This is a genomic window from Vreelandella boliviensis LC1 (assembly GCF_000236035.1).
Lineage (GTDB): Bacteria > Pseudomonadota > Gammaproteobacteria > Pseudomonadales > Halomonadaceae > Vreelandella > Vreelandella boliviensis.
On record NZ_JH393260.1, the window covers coordinates 94626 to 117043 of the forward strand.

General features: G+C 56.1%; 19 protein-coding genes. 13 read left to right on the forward strand and 6 right to left on the reverse strand.

Features of this window, described 5'->3' with window-relative positions:
* The coding region (gene hutH / locus KUC_RS17405) for a histidine ammonia-lyase (RefSeq protein WP_244264842.1) at positions 1 to 1314 on the reverse strand (1314 nt) is incomplete at its 3' end.
* Between the two features lie 390 nt (positions 1315 to 1704).
* Here hutH and KUC_RS19630 point away from each other — a divergent pair.
* From KUC_RS19630 to hutC, 3 genes are read left to right on the forward strand one after another with little or no spacing between them, the layout of a single operon-like run.
* Complete coding sequence (locus KUC_RS19630) at positions 1705 to 1854, forward strand: hypothetical protein (protein WP_007114563.1); 150 nt, start codon at positions 1705 to 1707, stop codon at positions 1852 to 1854.
* Positions 1855 to 1867: 13 nt separating this feature from the next.
* Complete coding sequence (locus KUC_RS19140; RefSeq protein WP_007114564.1) at positions 1868 to 2497, forward strand: HutD/Ves family protein; 630 nt, start codon at positions 1868 to 1870, stop codon at positions 2495 to 2497.
* A 9-nt stretch (positions 2498 to 2506) separates the two neighbouring features.
* On the forward strand, positions 2507 to 3220 hold the full coding sequence (gene hutC, locus KUC_RS17415) for a histidine utilization transcriptional repressor HutC (protein WP_007114565.1): 714 nt from the start codon (positions 2507 to 2509) through the stop codon (positions 3218 to 3220).
* 29 nt (positions 3221 to 3249) lie between these two features.
* Here hutC and KUC_RS17420 read toward each other — a convergent pair whose 3' ends face one another.
* A complete protein-coding gene (locus KUC_RS17420) occupies positions 3250 to 4611 on the reverse strand; it encodes a formimidoylglutamate deiminase (RefSeq protein ID WP_007114566.1) in 1362 nt (453 codons plus the stop codon).
* A gap of 241 nt (positions 4612 to 4852) precedes the next feature.
* Here KUC_RS17420 and hutU point away from each other — a divergent pair, with 241 nt between their 5' ends.
* Genes hutU through hutG form a run of 3 tightly spaced genes read left to right on the forward strand, consistent with a single transcriptional unit; the run spans position 4853 to position 8575 of the window.
* Positions 4853 to 6520, forward strand: coding sequence for a urocanate hydratase (hutU, locus tag KUC_RS17425; protein ID WP_007114567.1), 1668 nt, complete (start codon positions 4853 to 4855; stop codon positions 6518 to 6520).
* 1 nt (position 6521) lies between these two features.
* The gene (gene hutI, locus KUC_RS17430; RefSeq protein ID WP_007114568.1) at positions 6522 to 7748 is read left to right on the forward strand and encodes an imidazolonepropionase; all 1227 of its coding nucleotides are present in this window, start codon (positions 6522 to 6524) and stop codon (positions 7746 to 7748) included.
* Entirely contained in the window at positions 7745 to 8575 is an 831-nt protein-coding gene (gene hutG / locus KUC_RS17435) for an N-formylglutamate deformylase (RefSeq protein ID WP_007114569.1), read from the forward strand. Before hutI ends, hutG begins: the two co-directional genes overlap by 4 nt.
* A 13-nt stretch (positions 8576 to 8588) precedes the next feature.
* On the opposite strand, the gene KUC_RS17440 is transcribed toward hutG, so the two are convergent.
* The 4 genes from KUC_RS17440 to KUC_RS17455 are packed head-to-tail and all read right to left on the reverse strand — an operon-like array spanning position 8589 to position 14548.
* Positions 8589 to 9776: a lipocalin-like domain-containing protein gene (locus KUC_RS17440; RefSeq protein WP_040481504.1), complete on the reverse strand. Its 1188-nt coding sequence runs from the start codon at positions 9774 to 9776 to the stop codon at positions 8589 to 8591.
* Positions 9773 to 12274: an ABC transporter permease gene (locus KUC_RS17445; RefSeq protein WP_007114571.1), complete on the reverse strand. Its 2502-nt coding sequence runs from the start codon at positions 12272 to 12274 to the stop codon at positions 9773 to 9775. Before KUC_RS17445 ends, KUC_RS17440 begins: the two co-directional genes overlap by 4 nt.
* A complete protein-coding gene (locus KUC_RS17450) occupies positions 12271 to 12936 on the reverse strand; it encodes an ABC transporter ATP-binding protein (protein ID WP_007114572.1) in 666 nt (221 codons plus the stop codon). The genes KUC_RS17445 and KUC_RS17450 overlap by 4 nt, the downstream gene beginning before the upstream one ends.
* A 52-nt stretch (positions 12937 to 12988) precedes the next feature.
* Positions 12989 to 14548: a sensor domain-containing diguanylate cyclase gene (locus KUC_RS17455; RefSeq protein WP_007114573.1), complete on the reverse strand. Its 1560-nt coding sequence runs from the start codon at positions 14546 to 14548 to the stop codon at positions 12989 to 12991.
* 357 nt (positions 14549 to 14905) lie between these two features.
* Between KUC_RS17455 and KUC_RS17460 the strand changes: the two genes are divergently transcribed.
* The 7 genes from KUC_RS17460 to KUC_RS17490 all read left to right on the forward strand — a co-directional run bounded on the left by KUC_RS17460 (position 14906) and on the right by KUC_RS17490 (position 22408).
* Positions 14906 to 15661 (forward strand): GntR family transcriptional regulator, encoded by a 756-nt coding sequence (locus tag KUC_RS17460; protein WP_007114574.1) that lies wholly within the window; start codon positions 14906 to 14908, stop codon positions 15659 to 15661.
* Complete coding sequence (gene manD / locus KUC_RS17465) at positions 15658 to 16869, forward strand: D-mannonate dehydratase ManD (protein ID WP_007114575.1); 1212 nt, start codon at positions 15658 to 15660, stop codon at positions 16867 to 16869. The genes KUC_RS17460 and manD overlap by 4 nt, the downstream gene beginning before the upstream one ends.
* Before the next feature lie 31 nt (positions 16870 to 16900).
* Positions 16901 to 17923 carry a Zn-dependent oxidoreductase gene (locus KUC_RS17470; RefSeq protein ID WP_007114576.1) on the forward strand — a complete coding sequence of 341 codons (1023 nt, stop codon included), beginning with the start codon at positions 16901 to 16903 and terminating at the stop codon, positions 17921 to 17923.
* Positions 17924 to 18010: 87 nt separating this feature from the next.
* Positions 18011 to 18979 carry a TRAP transporter substrate-binding protein gene (locus tag KUC_RS17475; RefSeq protein WP_007114577.1) on the forward strand — a complete coding sequence of 323 codons (969 nt, stop codon included), beginning with the start codon at positions 18011 to 18013 and terminating at the stop codon, positions 18977 to 18979.
* Positions 18980 to 19070: 91 nt separating this feature from the next.
* Positions 19071 to 19649: a TRAP transporter small permease gene (locus KUC_RS17480; protein ID WP_007114578.1), complete on the forward strand. Its 579-nt coding sequence runs from the start codon at positions 19071 to 19073 to the stop codon at positions 19647 to 19649.
* A gap of 2 nt (positions 19650 to 19651) precedes the next feature.
* Positions 19652 to 20932 (forward strand): TRAP transporter large permease, encoded by a 1281-nt coding sequence (locus tag KUC_RS17485; protein ID WP_040481508.1) that lies wholly within the window; start codon positions 19652 to 19654, stop codon positions 20930 to 20932.
* Between the two features lie 3 nt (positions 20933 to 20935).
* Entirely contained in the window at positions 20936 to 22408 is a 1473-nt protein-coding gene (locus tag KUC_RS17490; RefSeq protein ID WP_007114580.1) for a mannitol dehydrogenase family protein, read from the forward strand.
* Positions 22409 to 22418 lie beyond the last annotated feature (10 nt).

The following is a 22418-nucleotide window of genomic DNA, read 5'->3' on the forward strand; positions in this document are numbered from 1 at the left end:
TACCACCGCACTGGAGTTAAACGCCATGTCGGCCAGCCGCCTTGCGGCGAAGGTGGCCATGGAGACGTGGTCTTCTTGATTGGCAGAGGTCGGTAAGCTATCAACCGAGGCCGGATGGGCCAGGGTTTTGTTCTCGGACGCCAGGGCGGCGGCGCTGACCTGGGCGATCATAAAGCCGGAGTTGAGCCCGCTCTCGGTGACCAGGAAGGCTGGCAAGCCGGATAGCGCTGGATCGACCAGTTGGGCGATGCGGCGCTCCGACAGCGCACCGATCTCTGAAATCACCAGCGCCAGTACGTCGGCGGCCATCGCCACCGGCTCCGCATGGAAGTTGCCGCCAGACAATACGTCGCCATTATCGAATACCAGCGGGTTATCGGAAACGGCGTTGGCCTCACGCAGAAACACACTAGCCGCAAAGCGTAAATGGTCGAGGCAGGCGCCCATCACCTGGGGCTGGCAGCGCAGCGAGTAGGGGTCCTGAACCCGCGGGCAGTCGCGGTGGGATTCACGCACCCGGCTGCCCGCTAGCAGTTCGCGGTAGAAAGCGGCGACATCACGCTGACCGGGATGGCCGCGAACGGCCTGAATGCGCTCGTCAAACGGTGTGTCTGAGCCCTTTAAGGCATCCACCGACAGACTCCCTGCCACCACGGCAGCGGTGAATAGCTTCTCGGTGGCGAACAGTCCGCGCAGCGCCAGGGCGGTGGATACCTGGGTGCCGTTAATCAGTGCCAGCCCCTCCTTGGGGGCCAGCGTAAGGGGCTCGATACCCGCCAGGGCAAGCCCCTCACTGGCGGGTATCTCTCTCCCCTGGTGACGCATGCGACCCTCGCCGAGCAGGGTGGCCGCCATATGCGCCAGCGGCGCAAGATCCCCAGAGGCACCTACCGAGCCTTTGGCAGGAATGCATGGATAGACCCGCGCATTGTAAAGCGCCAATAGGGTTTCAATAATCAGCCAGCGCACTCCGGAGTGGCCACGGGCCAGCGAAGCTGCTTTTAGCGCCAGAATCAGCCCTACAGTGGCGTCATCCAAGTAGTCACCCACCCCGGTACTGTGCGATAGCACCAGGTTGCGCTGCAGTTCGGTCAGCGACGCGCGTGGTATGGAGGTCTGGGCGAGCACGCCAAAGCCGGTGTTAATACCGTAAACGGTGCGGCCGCTGTCCAGGATGGCGCTAACCGTGGCTTCGGCGCTTGCGACCCTGACACGGCTCTCCTCGTCGAGCGCGATAGTGGGGCTGCCCTCAAAAAGCTCGCGTAGTGTCGCAAGCGTAATGTGACCTGGGGAAAGCCGTTGTATTGATGTCATGATTACCTCTGCAGTGCTTTACGAGCATCATCTGGAAGCATCTAAACAGCCTTTTTCTCACCCATTGGGTGTTAAAAATGGATGTTAGATATTCCCATCCGTGGTGGTGAAATCGGCAGTTGCTATTATGTATATACAGGTAGGCGTTGTTTATGCAAGTTCTAATGGTTAAGTTACTGGTCGTTATTAGATAATATTTTAAAATGATGGGTTTTGGTGCGTTATGGATGCTTTTTGCGTGATTTTGGTGCGTTTTAGGCGAGATTTTATCTAATTTGTTTTACTTTTACGGATAGATAAAAGCATTTTTGTATGTATATACTTATTGCTTGTGGCTGTTCTTATGTATGGCCGCTATCAATAGCCTAAGTGGACTAACGCAGGTGAGGATTGGGCTGGCTTTATTATGGCGCGCTGGTTGATCCCGTCGACCTGGGGATCTCTGCTAGCGAGGCTGACTACCCGGCAGTAGCAGCGGGGGACTATATCCTTGGCCGTATCGATGCCTCAATGAGCTACCGTAAGGCCGCCGCATCCTGACAGGAAATAACCCATGAAGCTGCCGCAAACACTCCGTTTTGACGAGCTTATGCCCGTTGCTTGGCAAAATGGCGGTGGGGTGACGCGAGAAGTGGTGCGCCAAGAGAATAGTGGTGAATCACCAGGGTGGCGGGTGTCGATTGCGGAACTGGAAAAGCCGGGGCCATTTTCGGTGATTGCTGGAGTGAGGCGTCATTTTACCGTGATTGGCGCGCATCCGGTCACGCTGATACTCCCCGGTAAGCGCACTACGTTAGTGCCTCGGCAAAGTGTCGTTTTTGATGGGGATGCGGCGGTAGAGTGCTTGCTGCCCGAGGGGGCGAGTCGGGCGCTGAATTTAATGTACAATCCACAACGTTGGCAGGCCCGTGTGGCTTGGCTGGCCAAGGGAGAGCGGCTAAAGCGACGCCCTGGTGCTGAGACACTGTTAGTAGCTGTGGGTGGGGCTGCGCGGATGTCCAGCCGTCCAGCGCATTCGCTCAGTTGTTACGACCTGTGGTATTGGTCTGGGCAAGACCCGCTCCTGGTACCGGTTAACGCTGCCTATGAGGCAATTAAATTTGAGACGACGCCTGGAACACACCTGCTTAGCATCGACCTTGTGGTGAAGGGGGGGATAAGTCGGGTGATAAAAGGGATTTGAGGAGAGCACGTGGGACGACAACCGCCCCGGTATCAACAGATTAAGCACTACCTGCTGGAGAATATCCAGACAGGGCATTTCCCCGTCGATCATAAAATCCCGCCTGAAGAGCAGCTTGCGGTCACCTTTGGGGTCAGCAGGATGACCGCCAATAAGGCCATTCGTGATCTGGTGCAGGAAGGCTATCTGGTGCGTCAATCGGGGATAGGTACCTTTGTGACCGATCGCCGTTCAGAGTCGCCGTTGGCAGAAATCAATAATATCGCTGATGAAGTGCGTAGTCGTGGCCATGACTACACTAACCGTGTGTTGCGCTGTGAGGCGCTGAATGCTGACGATGAGATCGCCCTGCGTATGGGCGTGCGCATTGGCACTAAGCTATTCCATTCCATTCTGATTCACCTCGAAAATGGCCTGCCCATTCAACTTGAAGACCGCTACGTTAATCCGCGCTGGGTGTCCGATTATCTGGACGCAGACTTCTCTCGGCATACCCCGAATGAGGTGCTGGTGGCTGCCTGCCCGATTACCGATATGGAGCATATTGTCGAAGCCGTAGTGGCTGATCCCCAAGCCGCGGAGTGGTTGGATATTGGCCTGGCATTGCCGTGCCTAAGTGTTCGTCGCCGTACATGGTCTGGCGATCGCCTGATTAGCTATGCGCATCTGCTGCACCCTGGCGATCGCTATAAATTGCGCTCGATGGCGCACTCCCCTTATTAATCAATCTTTAATCGATCTCGCTCAGCGGCTTAACCAATCTCGCGAAACAGACGTGTCAGCGCCGTGCGGTTAACGTCATCCAGGGCATGGCGCCGTTCCTGAATGACCCAGCGGCCAGCCACCATGACATCGCGAATCTGCTGTTTTGACCCGCCCAATAGCCAGCGCCCCAGGCGGGTGTCGTCTGCGCTGGTGGAGAGGTAGGGGTCACTGCCATCCAGGACGACCATATCGGCGCGCTTGCCGACCTCGAGGGCGCCGATGGGCTGGCCGGAGGCTTGCGCTCCGCCTGCCAAGGCGCTGCGGTAAAGCCAGTCACCCACCGGGCGTATTGCGCTATCGTGCAGGCAGTTGCGCTGCTGGGTGGCAAGCCGTTGGCCGTACTCAAGCAGGCGCAGCTCCTCAACGATATCCAGCGAGACATGGCTGTCAGAGCCAATGCCCAGCTTCCCTCCCAGGGCGGCATACTCGACTGCGCGGAAAAGCCCGTCGCCCAGGTTGGCTTCGGTGGTCGGGCAGAGCCCCACCACGGCGCCGCTGGCGGCGAGATCGCGTAATTCTCCATCGTCTAGGTGGGTGGCGTGGATCAAACTCCAGCGCTCATCCACCTCAACATTATCCAGTAGCCAGCGTACTGGTCGCTGACCGCAATGGGCGAGGCTATCTTCCACTTCGCGTTGCTGTTCGGCGACGTGAATGTGGCGCGGGCCGGTAGGGTTCGTCGCCAGTACTGCCTGCATCTCTTCAAGGGTCACTGCGCGAAGTGAATGGAACGCCATGCCTAGTGCTTTTGTGGGGTGGTTTGCAAAGCTTGGCTTTAATGTCTCAAGTAACTTCAAAAAATCTGGGACGGTGTGGATAAAGCGTCTTTGCCCATGATTGGGCGTCTGCCCGCCAAAACCACTGTGGGCGTAAAGCACTGGCAACAGGGTAAGGGCGATACCGCTGCGTTCGGCGGCGCCGGTAATGGCCCAGGCCATTTCGGCAGGGTCGCTATAGGCCTTGCCGCTGGTGTCATGGTGCAGGTAGTGGAACTCGCTGACCTGGGTATAACCCCCTTTGAGCATTTCGATATACAGCGCCTGGGCAATCACACCCACTTGATCCGGCGTGAGCCGATCAACCAGGCCATACATACTCTCTCTCCAGCTCCAGAAGCTGTCCTGTTGTGTACTGCCAATTTCGGCTAGACCCGCCATGGCGCGCTGAAAGGCATGCGAGTGCAAGTTGGGCATGCCGGGGAGCACAGGGCCAGCTAAGAGCTGGGCATTATCCGGCGCGCTGTCAGGTAACACCTTGGTAAGGGTGCCGGTGGCATCGATTTCGAGCAGTACCTGTGAGGCCCATCCGCTGGGTAGCAGGGCGTGATCGGCGAAGTAGCGTTGGGACATGAGGGCTCCATTAAAATAAGCAATTAACTGCTAATGTATATACATATAGCGAACTCCGAGCGTTAGGTAAAGAGACGTTCTTGATAGGGGCTAAATAAGCCTTTTTTGTGCGTATTTTTGCTTTTTTTCGGAACATTGCACTGTCGTGGTGAATTTGCGTCAAAGCACTTTTAAAGCGTTGCGTGGAGACGGGTGTTGTCATAATGTATATACAAAATATGGCCGCAAATTAGGAGTATTTATGACCCTTTCACGCTTTCGCGATATCGATATTCGAGCCCCTCATGGCCCCCGGCTCTCCTGCAAAAGCTGGCTGACCGAAGCACCGCTACGAATGCTGATGAATAATCTCGATCCCGATGTGGCCGAAAATCCTAAAGAGCTGGTGGTGTATGGCGGGATTGGCCGCGCCGCTCGTGATTGGGAGTGTTTCGATGCCATCGTTGAGACGCTCAAGCGCCTGGAAGATCACCAGTCGCTGCTGATCCAGTCCGGCAAACCGGTGGGAGTGTTCGAGACCCATAAGGATGCGCCGCGCGTATTGATTGCCAACTCCAACCTGGTGCCTGCCTGGGCTAACTGGGAGCACTTTAACGAGTTGGATAAGAAGGGCCTGATGATGTACGGCCAGATGACCGCGGGTTCGTGGATCTATATCGGCTCTCAGGGCATTGTCCAGGGCACCTACGAAACCTTTGTTGAAGCTGGTCGGCAGCACTTCGACGGCAAGCTGGCCGGACGCTGGATCCTGACCGCCGGTCTTGGCGGTATGGGCGGCGCCCAGCCTTTGGCGGCAACGCTCGCGGGTGCCTGCAGCCTTAATATCGAGTGTCAGCAGAGCCGTATCGATATGCGTCTGCGCACCCGCTATGTGGATGAGCAAGCGAGTGATCTCGACGATGCCCTGGCGCGCCTAGAGCGCTACACCTCAGAAGGTAAAGCCGTCTCGATTGCGCTGCGTGGCAATGCGGCTGAGATACTGCCGGAACTTGTCAAGCGTGGCATCAAGCCGGATATGGTGACTGACCAGACCAGCGCTCATGACCCGCTGCACGGCTATTTGCCCGCAGGCTGGAACTGGGATGAGTACGTGGCTCGGGGCAAGAGCGAGCCTGAGGTGGTGGTCAAAGCCGCCAAGCGCTCTATGGCGGTGCATGTGCAGGCCATGCTTGATTTTCAGGCGATGGACGTGCCGACCTTTGATTACGGCAATAATATTCGTCAGATGGCTCGGGAGGAGGGTATCGATAATGCCTTCGACTTCCCCGGCTTTGTGCCTGCCTATATTCGTCCGCTGTTCTGCCAAGGGATTGGCCCGTTCCGCTGGGTGGCCCTCTCTGGTGACCCGGAAGATATCTACAAGACCGACCAGAAGGTTAAAGAGCTGATCCCCGACGACCCACATCTGCATAACTGGCTGGATATGGCCAAGGAGCGTATCAGCTTCCAGGGCTTACCGGCACGTATCTGCTGGGTGGGCTTAAAGGATCGCGCGCGTCTGGGCCAGGCGTTTAACGCCATGGTCGCCAGTGGCGAACTCAAAGCGCCGATTGTGATTGGCCGCGACCACCTGGACTCCGGTTCGGTGGCCAGCCCCAATCGCGAAACTGAATCAATGCTGGATGGCTCGGATGCCGTCTCCGATTGGCCGCTGCTCAATGCGCTGCTCAACACCGCCGGAGGCGCTACCTGGGTTTCTCTTCACCATGGCGGCGGCGTGGGCATGGGTTACTCCCAGCACGCTGGGGTGGTGATCGTTGCCGACGGCAGCGACGATGCCCATGCTCGCTTGGGCCGCGTGCTGCGTAACGACCCCGCCACCGGGGTAATGCGTCACGCCGATGCTGGCTACGACATCGCCAAGCAGAGTGCCACTGAGCAAGGCCTCGACCTGCCGATGGTGAAGTAACGTGGCCCTGGGAGAAAGCATAAAACAGCTATGGCACCACTGCCATGCGGTTACCTTGGCGGGTGGCCACTACGCGATTGTGCGCGATGCGGCAGTGATTATTGAGGCGGGGCGGATTGCCTGGATTGGCCCTGAGGCGAAGCTGCCCAACGATATAACCTTCGATGAAGTGCGTGACTTGGGCGGGCGCTGGCTAACGCCGGGGTTGATCGACTGCCATACCCACCTGGTGTTTGGGGGCGATCGCAGTAGCGAATTTGAGCAGCGTCTGGAGGGGGTGAGTTATAGCGAAATTGCCCGCCAGGGCGGCGGCATTGTCAGCAGCGTACGGGCAACCCGTGCGGCAAGTTTTGACGAACTGCTGGCAAGTGCAGAGGGGCGTGCCAAGGTGCTGTTGCGTGAAGGCGTCACCACGCTGGAGATTAAGTCGGGCTACGGGCTTGATTTGGACAGCGAGCGCAAGATGCTGCAAGTGGCCCGGGCGCTGGGCGAACACCTGCCGGTTGAGGTTCACACTACCTGCCTTGCGGCCCATGCGTTGCCGCCTGAATACCGCGAGCGTAGCGATGCGTATATCGAGCTAGTGTGCGAGACCCTCCTGCCGACGTTGGCTAGGGAGGGACTTGTCGATGCGGTGGATGGTTTCTGCGAAGGCATCGCTTTCTCGGTCGAGCAGATGCGGCGTGTATTCAATACCGCTAAACAGCTGGGTTTACCGCTCAAGCTGCACGCCGAGCAGCTATCGCGGCTTGGCGGTTGCCAGCTCGCTGCCGAATTTGGCGCGCTGTCTGCGGATCATGTCGAATATGCCGATGAGGCGGATGCTCGTGCTATGGCGAGCAGTGGCACCGCTGCGGTGTTACTGCCGGGCGCCTTTCTGACCCTGCGTGAGACGCAGTTGCCGCCGATTACGGCGTTCCGTGAGCAGGGCGTTGCGATGGCGCTAGCCAGTGATCTTAACCCCGGCACGTCGCCGGTTTTGTCGTTACGGTTAATGATGAATTTAGCCTGTACGCTGTTCCGCCTAACCCCTGAAGAGGCGCTGGCAGGGGTGACTATTAATGCCGCTAAGGCACTGGGTATTGATGCCAGCCATGGCTCCTTGGAAGTAGGAAAAGTAGCGGACGCCGTCGTCTGGGATATTAGTGGCCCAGCGGAGCTCAGCTACTGGCTGGGTGGGCAATTGCCCGTCACGGTTTTCAAAGCAGGTAAGGAGATAGAAGCATGATGGGAAGTGTGATGGACAGTTACCAGCTCACCCAGGGCGATACGCCGCTGCTGATCTCAATGCCCCATGCAGGCACTGCGTTAACGCCAGCAGTGGAAGCCGGGCTCAACGAAGCGGCGCTTAGCCTCGCCGACACCGACTGGCATCTTCCCAGGCTTTACGATTTTGCCGCAGCGCTTGGCGCTAGCCGACTGGAGGCGCGCTATTCGCGCTACGTTATCGATCTTAACCGGCCTGAAAATGATACGCCGCTCTACGCGGGGGCGACGACCGGGTTATTTCCTGACACCGACTTCGACGGTGAACCACTGTTTCGAGACGGACAAGTACCTAGCAAGGAAGAGCGCGAGTGGGCAAAAGAGCATGTGTGGCGCCCCTACCACAACGTCCTGGCTGGGGAGCTTGCGCGGCTAAAGGCGCGCTTCGGCTATGCGCTGCTGTTCGATGCCCACTCTATCCGCTCTCGCATCCCGCGGCTCTTCGACGACCAACTACCGGATATCAATCTGGGTACCTTTGAGGAGCGAAGCTGCGATTCTGAACTTAGCAAGTCGTTACAAGCGGTCTGTGCTGCCCAGTCGCGTTTTACGCATGTGATCAATGGCCGCTTTAAAGGCGGGCATATCACCCGGAGCTATGGGGATCCCGCCAGCCATATTCACGCGGTGCAGCTCGAACTCTCCCAGCGTACCTATATGAACGAACCCGATGATGACCAGCCGATCTTCGCCTATCGCGAAGACCGTGCCGCCGAGGTACGACCAGTGCTGCGTGAAGTGCTTGAGGCAATGCAGCGATGGGGGCAGGCTCGCTATGCAAAGGGTTAATGTGCTTGTTAGCTCAATACCCGGTCATTTCGAGATACCCCTCGCCAAGCGGTTCGCCGCTGGCGTGGTCGGTGACCACTACTTCGCCTTCCCAGTAGGGCACGCTGGTGGTCATCCAGCGGTTGGCGTGAGGGGCTTCAATCGTCATGTCGAGGCCTGCTGATGGCACTTCCAGTCGCCAGCGGGTAGGTACATCGCGCCCGGCGACTGCCGATGTTGCTTGCGGTGTGAGCGTGATGTCGCTATTGGCTAAAGATGTGGCTTGGCCTTCTGGCGTTATCCAGGTTCCAGAGCGGTAATCAGCGCCTTGCGCTTGATCAGTGTCATCACCACCACCGCGTAGCCGAAACGCCATTAGCTTGTGGCCATCTTCAAGGTGAATCGAAAACCAGTCCCAGCCGGATTGGCGGGCATCCAGCAGTTGGCTACTCCATTCGCGATCCAGCCAGCCGCGGCCGCTGACGGTTTTGGTCTCACCGTTAAGGGTGACATCGCCTTCTATCTGCCAAAAGGGCTGGCTGTAGTACATGGAGCCCTGACCGTTGGCAGCTTTTTGACTGAACCCACCGTTGCCATGCAATACCAGCGGCCCTTCGGCGGTCAGCGTTAATGAATAGCCAAAGCGAGTATCGCCTTCGCCGCTATAGGCGGTGAGGGTGAGGTTATCAAAATCGCGGTTATCGGCTTCATCGTTTGCTTTAAGCTGCCAATCATCTAGCCAGGCATGAAAGGGGTTAGCCACTACGCCTGCTTGGCTGTTCTGGGTAGTATTTAGCTGGGCCTGTGAATGGCTGCGTCCAAAACGTTCGGCCACCTGATGCTGCTCGCCCTGGGAGAGCGCCATATGGGCCATCCAGAGTTGATCAGCGGCCCAGGGCGTTGGCTCAGGGCGCTTGCTGGGCGCCATCAGGGCTTGTCGAAATAGTGTCCACTGTAGGCCGAGGGGCTCGCCGGATTCATCTTCCAAATTGGCGGTTAAATACCACCATTCGATACGGTAATCCGGGTGCGCTGAATGATCCGCAGGGAAGGTAAGTGATGAGTTTGACCCGGCGTCTTGGAAGCCATCGACGTCCTGGCCCAAGCCGGCAAAGCCTGCGCTACTGGTTGACGTCGGATCTTCATCGCTACAGCCATAAAGAATCAGCGTCACAGTGGCGATTAGCACAAGAAGCAAGTTTCGCAGTCGCCGTACGCTCATTGATTAGCCTCTTCTGCCAGTAAGGCCCGCGGTGAGGCGCGCCAGAAACGCAGCGTGGGCAGGGCCGCTGCCAGTAGCGCTACACCAACGGCGGTGGCCAGGGTGATCGCCATTTCCCAGGGGAAAAGGTAGAGCGGTAGTCGCCAACCAAACGCCGCCACATTAATAATCGCCACTAAGCCCCAGGTAATCGCAATACCCAGTGGAACGGCCAGTAGGCCGGTGACTAATGCAGCACCGCCAAGTTGCGCTAAATTCAATTGTGCCAGCTGTGCTCGAGGTACGCCCAGCGCCCATAGCGGTGCTAACTGTTGGCGTCGATTGCGCGCCTGGGCTAACAGGCTGGCGAACAGTGCGAGGGCCGCTACCGCTAGGGTCAGTACATTCAGTGCGCGGGTAATGGTAAAGGTGCGCTCGAAAATCTCGGTGGCGATACGCTTGATCTCGGCTTGATCGCTCAGCGCATCGCTGCCGAGGTCAAAGCGTTCGCGCAAAGCAGCCCGCATGGCATCAACATTGGCGTTATCATTCAACACTAACCCCATGGAGCTCGGCGGCGCATTAAAACGTGCGGCAAGCTGGGGCGATGCCATCAGCACCTGCCCCCTGGGGTTGCCGTAGTCGGGATAAATAGCGGCGATTGTCAGCGTTTCATTGGCGCCCGGTGCGCTTAGGGTTAGGCGATCTCCGGGGGCAAGGTTCTCTGCGGTGGCGAGTTGCTCGTTAACAAAAATCGCGCCATCGCTAAAGGCTGCCCAGGCGGATGAGCGGTCTTGTTGGATTGCCAGCAGCGGCCAGTGCGGGGTTAATGATTCGCCTGGGGTGATGCCGTACAGCTCGATAGGCGTGCCTAAAGCGCGGCTGCCATCGGGCGTAATGGTCGCCTGCAGGGTTGCATCACTACGCCGAGTGAGCAAGCGCTCGAAGACCTCTGGGCGATCAGCCAGCCAAACATCAATATCCGCATACTGCTCGCTGGGGGCATTCAAATAGAGCGGGGCGACTAGGCGCTGATCAAGCCAGTCTAAAAACGTGAGGCGAAAGCCGCCGACCATGCTACCGACCCCCAGATTGGTCGCTAAGGCGATAAGTAGTGCCATCATGGCCAGTGACAGCCTGGGTAGCTGAAGCTGCATATCCGCCATCGCCCAGTGAATAAGCGGGCGCCGCTGGGCAAGGTGTGTCAGTACTTTCAGTACCAGCGCTAAAAATGGCGGCAACCATAGGGCGCTGGCCAGCAGTAGCGCGGCAATCAGCCCAAAGCCTGCCACTAAACCATCGCCGGGGGGCTGAAAGCGCAGCCAGCCGTAAAGTGCGAGTGCCACACTCAAGGCGAGTGCGCCGCTGATGCTCATTAGCGTTAATTGACGACGGTAACCGCCACGCCAGGCCTGCATCTGGCCTAACTCCAGCATGTTTAAGCGGGCAGCGCGCCATAGCACGCCGCTGCCCGCCAGCAGTAGCCCGCCAAGACTAACCGCCAGCCCTCCGACCCAGTAATGCCAGGGCAGATTGAGCTCTTGCCCCACGCCTGCGCCGTAAAGCGAGCCCAGAGTTGCCGCGACATCGGGCAGTAATACGCGTGCCAGCCATACGCCGCTGGCTATACCGGCAAGCGCCCCGATCAGGCCGAGTAGAATTAGCTCTAAGCACAGCGCAACAACTAAACTGCGCCCTGATACACCCAGTACTCGCAGGGTGCGCAGCATGCCCAGGCGTTGCTCCAACGCTAGGCCTAGCGCTGCCTGAACGATGAATAGCCCCACGACCCAGGCAAGTAGCCCTAACGCGGTAAGGTTTAGGTGAAAGCTTTCAGTCAGTTGACCGGGGGAGGCGAGCGTGGTGGCGCGGGTGAGTATAAATCCGGAGGGTGCTTCAGCGAGAGCCCACGGTGCGGCCACAATGCGCGTAATCTCGTCGCCGCTTTCAAGTAACCGCGCTGCCGCGCTTATATCCATAATCAGCGTGTCCGGCGGTAACGCTGGCGCTAAAACGAGCGGTGGGAGTGTATTGCCATCTGCCAAGGTCGGGGTAGCACCCGATGCGTTTTCGCGCGCTACCCCTAGGGCTGCCAAGGCGTCAGGCGCTGCGCGTGTTTGCCACGGAGGCGTTAGAAAATCGCTTAACGACGCGGAGGTGTTTGCTTGAGCCATCGCGTTATCGCTGGATAGGGTCAGTGGGTCAATGCCGATCAGGGTTAGCCGGGTGCCAGCTTGGGTAACGACTTCACCCTCTAACATGGGCGAAACAGGCAAGCCAGCTTGGCGCAGAGCGTAGTACTCGCCACGCGTCAGTGGGGCGCCATCGCGCCGCTCAAGTTGATCCAGTTGGGTGTCAAACAGCGCATCGGCGCGGGCGTAGCTGTCGCGCGCGGTGGCGTTGATCGCTTGGATACCACTCCATAGGGCACTAGCCACCCATAGGCCGAGCAGCAACATGACCAACTGGCCGGGGTGACGGCGGTAGTGGCTAAGTAGTGTGGATAGAACCCGGGTCATGGTGCCGCGTCTAGGAGACGACCGTGGCTTAGGCGTAGACAGCGATCAAGCGGAGCCGCCACTTGGGGGCTGTGGGTGACAACGAGCAGGGCACAGTGGGTTTCGCGAACCAGGCTCAATAGCAGTTCAAGTACCTTGCCTGCGGTGGTTTCATCCAAATTGCCCGTGGGTTCATCGGCAAGCAGCAGTGACGGGCGCGGTGCCAGAGCTCGGCCAATGGCTAAGCGTTGCTGCTGCCCTCCAGAGAGCTGCTCTGGGTAACGTTTTTCCATGCCAGTTAGACCTAGCCGCTCAATTAAGTAGCCTGACCAGTCGGCATCATCGCGTTTGGCTAAGCGCGCCTGCAGGCGCAGATTATCGATCACCGTTAGGCTGGGGACTAAATGAAACTGCTGAAAGACTAAGCCCAGTTGCTCGCGGCGTAGTTTGGCGCGGGCGGGCTCAGCTAATGACGCGACGTTCTGGTCTTCGAGGGTTATTGCCCCTTGGTCGGGAAGATCTATACCGGCGGCAAGATGCAGGAGGGTGGATTTCCCGCTCCCAGATTCGCCCATTAGCGCTAGGCTTTGCCCTGCGGCCAAACGTAGGGAGACATCTTCAAGCACCTTCAATGGGCCTTGTGGCGTCGCGTAGGTTTTATGTACTTGGTGAAGTTCCAGCATAGGGAGTACTCATATATTGCTATAGAAGGGCCCGGGCCAGTAATGAAAAGGGCTAGTCATTAATAGGCGTTACAGCCGCACCACGTTCTCCGTACACCGCAATGCCGCCGCGCCCTGTGTGCTTGATGAAATACATGCTCTTATCGGCTGCATCAATAAGTTCATCAGCACTGCCAAATCCGCCGTCACCTAAACAGGCAATACCGATGGATACAGATACATGAATGGGATCCTGGTCATCGTGAGCCATCGGTGTGTTTTCTAGGCGCTGGGCAATTCGTTTGGCGAATACCTGGGCTGCCTGTGCGTCTTCATCGGGTAAAACGACCAGAAACTCTTCGCCGCCCCAGCGCCCCGCAAGATCGCCTTCACGAATGAGCGACTGTAGTGTTTTGCCAAATTTTTGCAGTACATGGTCGCCCATTTGGTGCCCGTATTTATCGTTTAGCTTCTTAAAGTGGTCAAGGTCAATAAATACCACTGACATGATGCGGGCCTGTTCCTGACACAAGGCGAAGCGCTTATGCATCTGCTCTTCAAGCCAGGATCGGTTTGCAAGGCCGGTTAGCATGTCTGTTCGTGAGCGCTCTTCTAACTCAACTTGCTGCTGACGCAGGGAGGCAAGTTCCGCTTGGTTCGTGTCAAGACGCGCTTTGAGCTGGAGTGTTTGTTGAAACAGCAGTTGTTGGGCTTCGGCAAGCAGCGACTCGTTATCCTGTAAAGAGGGCGCTGTCATTTGCAGCATGTCTGCCAGCGCGGGCAACTGTTCCTGAATATTCTCGAGTAAATGCCGCAACGAGATCGCCTGGCTGCCCTGATAGGCTTCAAATTCGCGTACTACGGCGACTAGCAACTGCGCTGGGTGAGGCGAGAGCCAGGCATCGGCGATGGGGCCTGATAGCTGAATGCTTAGCATATCGGGGGAGGTAATGTCATATTCGCCGTGACTATCACAGATTCGCTGAGCAAGCGGTGTCGGAACCCCCCACTTAGCGGCAAGCCAAGCGCCTACTTGAGAGTGGTCGCAGCCAAAAAGCCGTTGCTCAGATTCTGATAACTGTCGATGGGATAGTGCGATTTCCGTGTATAAATTATTGCTCTCTTTCGGGTATGTGGCTCGTAATGCCATGACGCCAATGTCTTGGAGCAAAGCTGCCGTAAAAACAGGCCCCGCCATATCGGGGCAGAGGTGGATGGCAAGGTGTCGTGCTGCTAACGAGGCAATGATGGAGCGCATCCATACTCGCTGGTAATGGACGTCTATTCCTCTGTTTTGAAGCAGGCTGAAGCTCATCACCGCTGCCAGCGTGGTGTCTAACCCCAGGCGAGCCGTCGCTTCCTGGCAAGCGTGCACCTTTATATGGCTACGCGAGAAAAAGGCGCTGTTGGCAAGGGTAATAATGCGCATGGTTAAGGCTGGATCACGCTCGATGGCATTAGCGTAATCGTTTACCGAAGGATGCTCTGTACGCGCTATTTTCAAGACGTTGACAGCAACAGCGGGCAAGGTAGGTAAGGTTGGGCACTTGAGTAGATCAGCTACCAAAAATGACGGTAATTCAGTCGTTAAAACCAGGTCTTTCGAATTATCCATTGCCTGGATGGCCTGCATTACTCTCTCCTTACTCGTATAGGCTTGCAGCAGCCCTCAGCTGACCATGGCAATTGCCGTTCTGGGCAGTGGTCGTGGTAATCAATTGTTTGTATTAAACCATCTTAGGCGATTAGCTTGCGAAATACTTACAAATGCCTACGTTTTTACAAAGCAATCCTTAAAAATACGCTAAACCTGTTTGTTATGTAAGGTATTTCTTATAAGTAAATAGGATTTTGGTAGCGGCAATTATGGCGCGCTGTTCGACTAAAGAGTAAATCATTCTGCCTTTTATTATTTTAATCTAACTACCATACTAGTCATATCAGTAGTGTTCGCTCATCGCCACGGACTTCTCTATTAGGATCAGGTGCAATGCACACAACATTACAAACGCTATGGCAGGAAACGCACGATGGAGAATCAGTACGCCAACGGCTATTTCATGTGCTGCGGCAGTCAATTATCCAGATGGTGCTGGCGCCGGGTCAGGCGTTATCAGAAAAGGAGATTGCCGACACCTTTTCGGTTAGCCGTCAGCCGGTGCGGGAAGCTTTTATAAGGCTCTCCGAGGCTGGGCTGGTGGAAGTGAAGCCTCAGCGCGGTACCTATGTGGTCAAGATATCCCAGCAGGCGGTGCTTGAGGCGCGCTTTGTGCGTGAGGCGGTTGAGGTAGCAGTCGTGAGGTTGGCGGCTGATAAAGGCATTGATCCAGGGGTGCTGACAGACCTACATGATCTGTTAGCACGGCAGCATCGCTGTATTGAGCCTAATGATAATGATCGATTTTATCGTCTTGATGAAGCCTTCCACCAAACGCTTTCGCTGGGAGTAAAGCAGCACGCAGCCTGGAAAGTCATTGAAGAAGTCCGCGCTCAGCTTGACCGGGTACGCTACCTCAGTGTGCCCCATAGCACCCCGCTGGAACGGCTAGTGGACCAGCATGCCAGTATCGTTGCTGCTATTGAGGCACGAGACGTCTTGAGAGCAGAGCGGGCGATGTCGCTTCATTTGCGTGAGATTTTGGTCTCTATGCCCGATCTGGTTCGCCGTTTCCCCGCTATGTTTGAAGGACAAGCAGCGTTCGAAGAACAAGAAAACCCAGCGCTGAAGCAGGAGACGATCCAATGAAGATCGAGCAGGCTTATACCATTGTGTCCTCGCCGGGGCGCAATTTCGTGACGCTAAAGATTGTTACCGATCAAGGCGAGTACGGCATTGGCGATGGGACGCTAAACGGCCGCGAAATGGCCGTGGTGGCCTACCTGGAGGAGCATGTAATCCCGACGTTAATCGGGCGTGACCCTCAGCGCATCGAAGATATCTGGCACTACCTTTACCGCGGTGCTTACTGGCGGCGTGGGCCTGTCACCATGAGTGCGATTGCCGCTGTTGATATGGCGCTTTGGGACATTAAAGCGAAGCTTGCGGGCATGCCGCTGTATCAATTGTTAGGTGGTAAGAGTCGTGACCGAGTGATGGTGTATGGCCATGCAACGGGGCGAGATATAGAAGCGTGCCTGGAAGAGGTCGCCCGCCATGTGGATGAGGGCTACAAAGCCGTGCGCGTTCAGTCAGGTGTGCCAGGCATTGCCAGTATTTATGGGGTCGCCAAAAAAGATGGCGAGCCTTATGAGCCTGCCGATGCCGAGCTGCCCGCCGAGCACGTTTGGAGTACCAGCAAATACTTAAACCATGTGCCCAAGCTGTTTGCCGCCGTACGTGAGCGCTTTGGCGATGATCTGCATGTGCTACACGATGTTCATCACCGCCTGACGCCCATCGAAGCCGCCCGCTTAGGCAAAGAAGTTGAGCCCTACCATCTTTTTTGGCTCGAAGACTGTGTGCCGGCTGAGAATCAGGAGGCGTTTGGCCTTATCCGCCAACACACCACCACGCCGCTGGCCGTAGGCGAAGTCTTTAACAGCCTGTATGACGCCAAAGCGCTAATTGAAAATCAGTGGATCGACTATATCCGCGCCACCCTAACCCACGCCGGGGGAATCACCCATGTACGTCGCATCGCCGATTTAGCGGGTCTTTATCACGTGCGTACCGGTTTCCACGGGCCAACGGATCTTTCGCCGATTTGTCTGGGCGCGGCGATTCACTTTGACACCTGGGTACCCAACTTCGGTATCCAGGAGTATATGCCGCATACCAGCGCCACTGACGAGGTCTTCCCACACGATTATCGCTTTGAAGATGGCCACTTCATCGTCGGTGAAACCCCAGGGCACGGTGTTGATATCGACGAACAGTTAGCCAAGCAATACCCCTATAAGCGCGCCAGCCTGCCGGTGAACCGGTTGGAAGACGGCACACTATGGCATTGGTGAATTTGTGGCACAGGTAAGGAGATTGACGTCAATGAAAGCATTCCAGGTGAAGGCGCCTCATGACTATCAGGTAGCAGATGTTGAGCCGCCCCAGGTGGCCGCTGGTGAAGCGCTGGTGCGCGTGGCATTTGCCGGTATCTGCGGCTCGGACATGCATATTATCCATGGTGATAACGCTTTTGTGCGTTTTCCGCGTACCACCGGTCACGAGTTTGCCGGAGTAGTTGAAGCTGTGGGTGAAGGCGTGCTCGGCGTCGCCGTCGGGGATCGCGTCTGTATCGACCCCGTTATCAGCTGTGGTGAGTGCTACCCATGCCGAATTGGCCGCCCCAACGTGTGCAGTTCGCTCGAAGTAATCGGCGTGCATCGCGATGGTGGTTTTGAAGAGTTTGTTGCCGTCCCCGCGGCTAACGTTCACCACCTACCCGAGCATATAGGGCTAGACGCTGCTGCCTTAGTTGAGCCTTACACCATTGCCGCCAACGTACTTGATCGTATGCAGCCGCACCCTGGTGATCGACTAATGATTCTGGGCGCCGGCGTTATTGGTCTGACAATTTTGCAGATGGCCCAGGCCAAGGGTATCGAAGACGTCATCGTCACGGACGTTATTAACGAGCGGTTAGCCGTAGCGAAACAGCTTGGTGCCACGCAGGTATTTAATAGCCGTGAGCAAGATGTTGAAAAAGAAGTGCTAGCGCTCACCCAAGGTGAAGGTGTGCCGCTGATTGCTGACGCGGCCTGCGTACCTGCGCTGTTGCCACAAATGCTGCGCCTAGCATCGCCAGCAGGACGCATTGGTTTGCTGGGCTTTAGCGCTCAACCCAGTGATCTTGTGCAGCTAGAAGTGATCAAGAAGGAGCTGACCCTGGTCGGCTCGCGACTTAACAACCGAAAGTTTCCGGAGGTGCTTGAGCTAATGGCAAGCGGGCAGTTGAATCCATTGGCGCTTGTTAGCCATCGGTTGCCGCTGAGTAACATGCCCAGTGCTATCGATATGCTTGATCACCGACCAGAAGAAGCCCGCAAGGTGCTGATTGAGATCAGTGCTTGAAAGGGCGCTACTCCAACCCACGCCAACCCATGCGTAAGTAATAGCTGCAATTAATAACTAACAACACTCGTGTGCAGGAGAAATACAATGATTAAAAAACTTATCACCAGCGCTGTACTTGGGGCCGCCATACTAGGCAGCCACTCATTAATGGCGGCAGATTTTACCCTGCGTTTTGGCCATTTAGCCAATGAGCAGAACATTTGGCACCAGGCCGCCGAGAAATTTAAACAGGAGGTCGAAGCAAACGCTGACGGGCAGATTGAAGTACGCCTCTACCCCAGTGAGCAGCTTGGTAACGAGATGGACGTGATCAACAGTATCCAGCTAGGCACGGCGGATATGACCATCACCGGTGAAAGCTTACAGAACTGGGCGCCTAAAGCCGCAATGATGGCGGTGCCCTACGCTTTCCGTGACGCTGAACACCTTCATGCCGCCGTTAACGGTGAGATCGGTGCTGAGATTGAAGCCCAGATCACTGAGCGCACTAACTTGGTTCCCTTGGCATGGTTCGAACGTGGCCCTCGCGAGCTAACTTCTAATCGTCCTATTCGTCACCCAGACGAGCTTGATGGGCTACGCCTTCGCGTGCCGAACGTGCCGCTGTTCGTTGATACATGGCAGGCAATGGGGGCACGCCCAACCCCAATGGCGTTTAGCGAAGTGTTTACCGCGCTGCAGCAAAATACCCTGGAAGGTCAGGAGAACCCGCTTAGTCTGATCGAAAGCGCCAGCTTTAATGAGGTGCAGGACTACGTCAACATGACCGGCCATGTGCGCAGTTGGATCTATGTGGTGATTGGCCGTAATCAGTTAGAAAGTATGCCTGAAGAACTTCAGCAGGTGGTTCGTGATGCCGCTCAAACCATGCAAGAGTATCAGGCCGAGCTTTTCGTTGATGACCAAGGACGTCTGGAGCAAGCGCTTCAAGAGCGTGGTATGGAATTTGTGGAAGTCGACGTTGATGCTTTCGCAGAGAAAGCTCGCCCCGCCGTGCTTGAGGCCTTAACTGAAGAGCAGCGTGAACTCTTTGATGCTATCCAGGGCTTGTAAGGCGTTGGTAGTGAATTGGTAATGAAAATGGACTGGCGTATGCCAGTCCATTTTCTAACGGCACAAGCAGCTTGCCCATGAGGATACGGTGATGAAATCGGATCAAAAAGCGCTTGAACAGGAAGCGTTGGAGAGCCTGGCTTCAATGTCGGCGGTGCCTAAGCTAGAAGGCTCTATCGGGCGTGTGATTGGCTGGGTAGATACGTTCTTTCTGACCTTGGCCGTTGTGGCGCTTGTTGCGATTGCCGCCACGGTACTGCTGCAAATTTGTTCACGGCTATTTTTGCCGTTTTCCATTGCTTGGACCGAAGAACTCTCGCGGTATCTGTTTATTTATATGGTGGCGCTATCCGTTGGTGTGGTGCTGCGACAGAACCGAAACATCAGCGTTGAGCTTTTCCATCACCTGCTGAGCCCGAGAATGAAGGCGGCTTTCCAAGTGCTGATTTGCTTGCTGATTGGCCTGTTTGCCTTTCTGGTGCTGCCTTACGCTTGGCAATACGCCCAAAACGGCGCCTGGCAGACCTCACCTACGCTGCGGGTTCCCATGCTGTATATCTTCTTCTCAACGGTTATCACCTTTGCGCTACTCCTGGTTTACAGCTTACTAGGGTGTCTTGAGGGAATTATCGCAATGTGTCGTTCCTCTGCCTCCCTTCAGGAGTCGTAAGTATGGAAGTTATTATCCTCTTTAGCGTTTTCTTGGTTCTTCTCTTGGTCGGGATGCCCATTGCGTTTGCGTTGGGGTTAGCTTCGCTCTCTTATCTTCTGCTTGAAGGCATCTCACTGACGATTGTGCCGCAGCGTATGTATGCGGGTATCGATACCTTTGTGCTGCTCTGTATTCCCGGCTTTGTATTGGCCGGTAACCTGATGAATGCGGGCAATATTACAGAGCATATCGTGCGCTTTGCCAACGCTTTGTTAGGCCATATTCGCGGCGGGTTGGGGCTCGCTAATGTCGGTGGCTCGATGATTTTCGGCGGCATTTCAGGTACCGCTGTGGCTGATTCCGCCAGCATCGGTTCGGTGATGATTCCCGGCATGGCGCGCTCTGGCTACGACAAACCGTTTGCCGCTGCGGTGACTGCTGCGTCATCTACCATTGGGCCTATTATACCGCCCAGCGTTCCCATGATTATCGCCGGTTCACTTAGCGGTATTTCGGTCGGGCGAATGTTCCTGGCAGGTGCAGTACCGGGGCTTCTAATGGGCCTCGCAATGATGATCACTGTGTACATTCTGGCTGTTCGGCGTGGATACCCTAAAGAGAAGCGTGTGCCGGTCATGCAATTACTGAGTGAAGCGAAAACGGCCTTCTGGGCATTGTTGATGACGGTGATTATTCTCTACGGCATTATCGGTGGCTTCTTTACCCCTACTGAAGCCTCGATTGTGGCCTCACTTTATGCCTTGGTCGTTGGTATGTATGTGTATAAAGGCTTGTCGTGGAAAATGCTTCCGGCGATCTTATCTGACACCGTACTTACCTCGTCGGCCTTGCTGCTGATGGTGGGGTTAGCCAACCTGTTCGGCTGGATACTCACCAGCGAGCAGATCCCGCAGATGATCGCCGCGCTTATTCTCTCCATCAGTGAAAACCCACTCATTGTTTTACTCATTCTTAACCTGATTCTGTTGTTTGTCGGCGCTTTTATGGAAACCATTGCAGCACTGATTATTCTTTTCCCCGCTTTGGTGGGAGTAGCGACAGGCGTTGGTGTCGACCCGGTCCATTTTGCGGTGATAGCGGTGTTGAACCTGATGATTGGACTGACAACACCACCAGTGGGGGTGTGCCTATTCGTAGTGGCGGGGATTGGCAAACTACCTATGTTGACGGTGGCAAGAGCCATCGTGCCATTTTTGCTATGCAACTTGGCGGTGCTGTTGTTAGTGACCTATGTCCCCGCGATTTCGCTTTGGTTGCCTAACTTGCTGATGGGAGAGTAATTGATGATGACTCCAACGCGTATTGAAGCAAAGCCAAAAAGCGGTCAGATCGCTATCGTCCATCTCGGCCTGGGCGCTTTTCATCGTGCCCACCAATCGGTGTATTTAGAGCGCTATCGCCAGCGCAGTGGTGACGACGAGTGGGGCGTCTGCAGCGCAAATTTACGCTCAAGTGTTGGCTTGGTAGATAGTCTGCGTGATGCCAACTACCGTTATCAGGTAGCCGAGTACGCTGACAGTGACACCCTCACGCTGCGTGAAATAGGCGTGATCGAAGAAGCGCTATTCTCGGGCCGTGATAGCGCCGGTAACTGGGGCCGCGACCGGGAGTCTTTACTAGCGCGAATGGCGTCTGCAGACACCCGTATAGTCACCTTAACGGTGACTGAGAAAGGCTACTTTCTGAACCCTGCCAGCGGTGAGTTAAGAGTCGATGACCCGATGATCATCGGTGATATTTCTTCACCCCAGCAGCCACGCACGGCTCCAGGGCTGTTGGTGGAAGCGTTAGCTCGGCGGCGGGAGGCTGGCATTGCCGCATTTACGGTGCTTTCTTGTGACAACATGCCCAATAACGGTAAGCGAACACGTCAAGCGGTGATGCAGCTAGCTGAGCAACGAGATGCAGAGCTGGCCAGTTGGATCGCCAATGAGGTCGCGTTCCCCTGTAGCATGGTGGATCGTATTGTGCCCGCCATGACCGACGCCGACTTTGAGCGCTTAGCGGCGCTGGGAGTGAATGATCCCAATGCGGTGGTGTGCGAGGCTTTCACTCAGTGGGTGGTGGAAGACAATTTCCCAATGGGGCGGCCAAGCTGGGAAGTTGAAGGCGTTGAGATGGTTGCTGATGTGGCGCCGTTTGAAACCATGAAGCTACGTATGCTTAATGGTAGCCACTCATTGCTTGCCTATCTTGGTGCACTTGCAGGTATTGAAACGGTTTTTGACGGCGTCAATCACGTCGAGCTACAAGCGCTATTGCGCCGCTATATGCTTGAAGAAGCTGCTCCGACATTAGAGATGCCCAAAGGGATCAATTTAGACAGCTACGCCGATTCGCTGTTGGCACGCTTTGCCAATGACAGTTTGCGTCATCGTCTGCAGCAAATCGCCATGGATGGTAGCCAAAAAATCCCCCAGCGCTGGCTCTCCGGCGCGCTGAAACGTAGCGCCGCTGGTCACTCATCGCCCTGCGTGGCGTTGGGAGTGGCTGCTTGGATTCGCTATACCGGGAGCGAAGATCTTTTGGGCAATCGCTACACCGTGGATGATCCGCTAGCCAAGCGCTTTGCAGAGCTACACCAAGCGCATGGTAGCGATCCCCGCGCTCTGGTAGCGGCCTATTTTGACATGGACGATGTGGTGCCGAGTGAACTGGCAGTGGATAAGGAGTTTGCCCAGGCTGTGCTGACCGCGTATCAGACGTTGACTCAAGATGGGCTGGGTGGGGCGCTCGCAGCGCTTGAGCGCAACTAACAAAAGGAGA

Coding starts and splice junctions, on each gene's coding strand:
- KUC_RS17470 (WP_007114576.1), top strand. CDS start 16,901: ATGAAAGCATTCCAGGTGAAGGCGCCTCATGACTATCAGGTAGCAGAT.
- KUC_RS19140 (WP_007114564.1), top strand. CDS start 1,868: ATGAAGCTGCCGCAAACACTCCGTTTTGACGAGCTTATGCCCGTTGCT.
- hutU (WP_007114567.1), top strand. CDS start 4,853: ATGACCCTTTCACGCTTTCGCGATATCGATATTCGAGCCCCTCATGGC.
- hutG (WP_007114569.1), top strand. CDS start 7,745: ATGATGGGAAGTGTGATGGACAGTTACCAGCTCACCCAGGGCGATACG.
- KUC_RS17460 (WP_007114574.1), top strand. CDS start 14,906: ATGCACACAACATTACAAACGCTATGGCAGGAAACGCACGATGGAGAA.
- KUC_RS17450 (WP_007114572.1), bottom strand. CDS start 12,936: ATGCTGGAACTTCACCAAGTACATAAAACCTACGCGACGCCACAAGGC.
- KUC_RS17420 (WP_007114566.1), bottom strand. CDS start 4,611: ATGTCCCAACGCTACTTCGCCGATCACGCCCTGCTACCCAGCGGATGG.
- KUC_RS17455 (WP_007114573.1), bottom strand. CDS start 14,548: ATGCAGGCCATCCAGGCAATGGATAATTCGAAAGACCTGGTTTTAACG.
- KUC_RS17440 (WP_040481504.1), bottom strand. CDS start 9,776: ATGAGCGTACGGCGACTGCGAAACTTGCTTCTTGTGCTAATCGCCACT.
- KUC_RS17475 (WP_007114577.1), top strand. CDS start 18,011: ATGATTAAAAAACTTATCACCAGCGCTGTACTTGGGGCCGCCATACTA.
- KUC_RS17445 (WP_007114571.1), bottom strand. CDS start 12,274: ATGACCCGGGTTCTATCCACACTACTTAGCCACTACCGCCGTCACCCC.
- manD (WP_007114575.1), top strand. CDS start 15,658: ATGAAGATCGAGCAGGCTTATACCATTGTGTCCTCGCCGGGGCGCAAT.
- KUC_RS17485 (WP_040481508.1), top strand. CDS start 19,652: ATGGAAGTTATTATCCTCTTTAGCGTTTTCTTGGTTCTTCTCTTGGTC.
- KUC_RS17480 (WP_007114578.1), top strand. CDS start 19,071: ATGAAATCGGATCAAAAAGCGCTTGAACAGGAAGCGTTGGAGAGCCTG.
- KUC_RS17490 (WP_007114580.1), top strand. CDS start 20,936: ATGATGACTCCAACGCGTATTGAAGCAAAGCCAAAAAGCGGTCAGATC.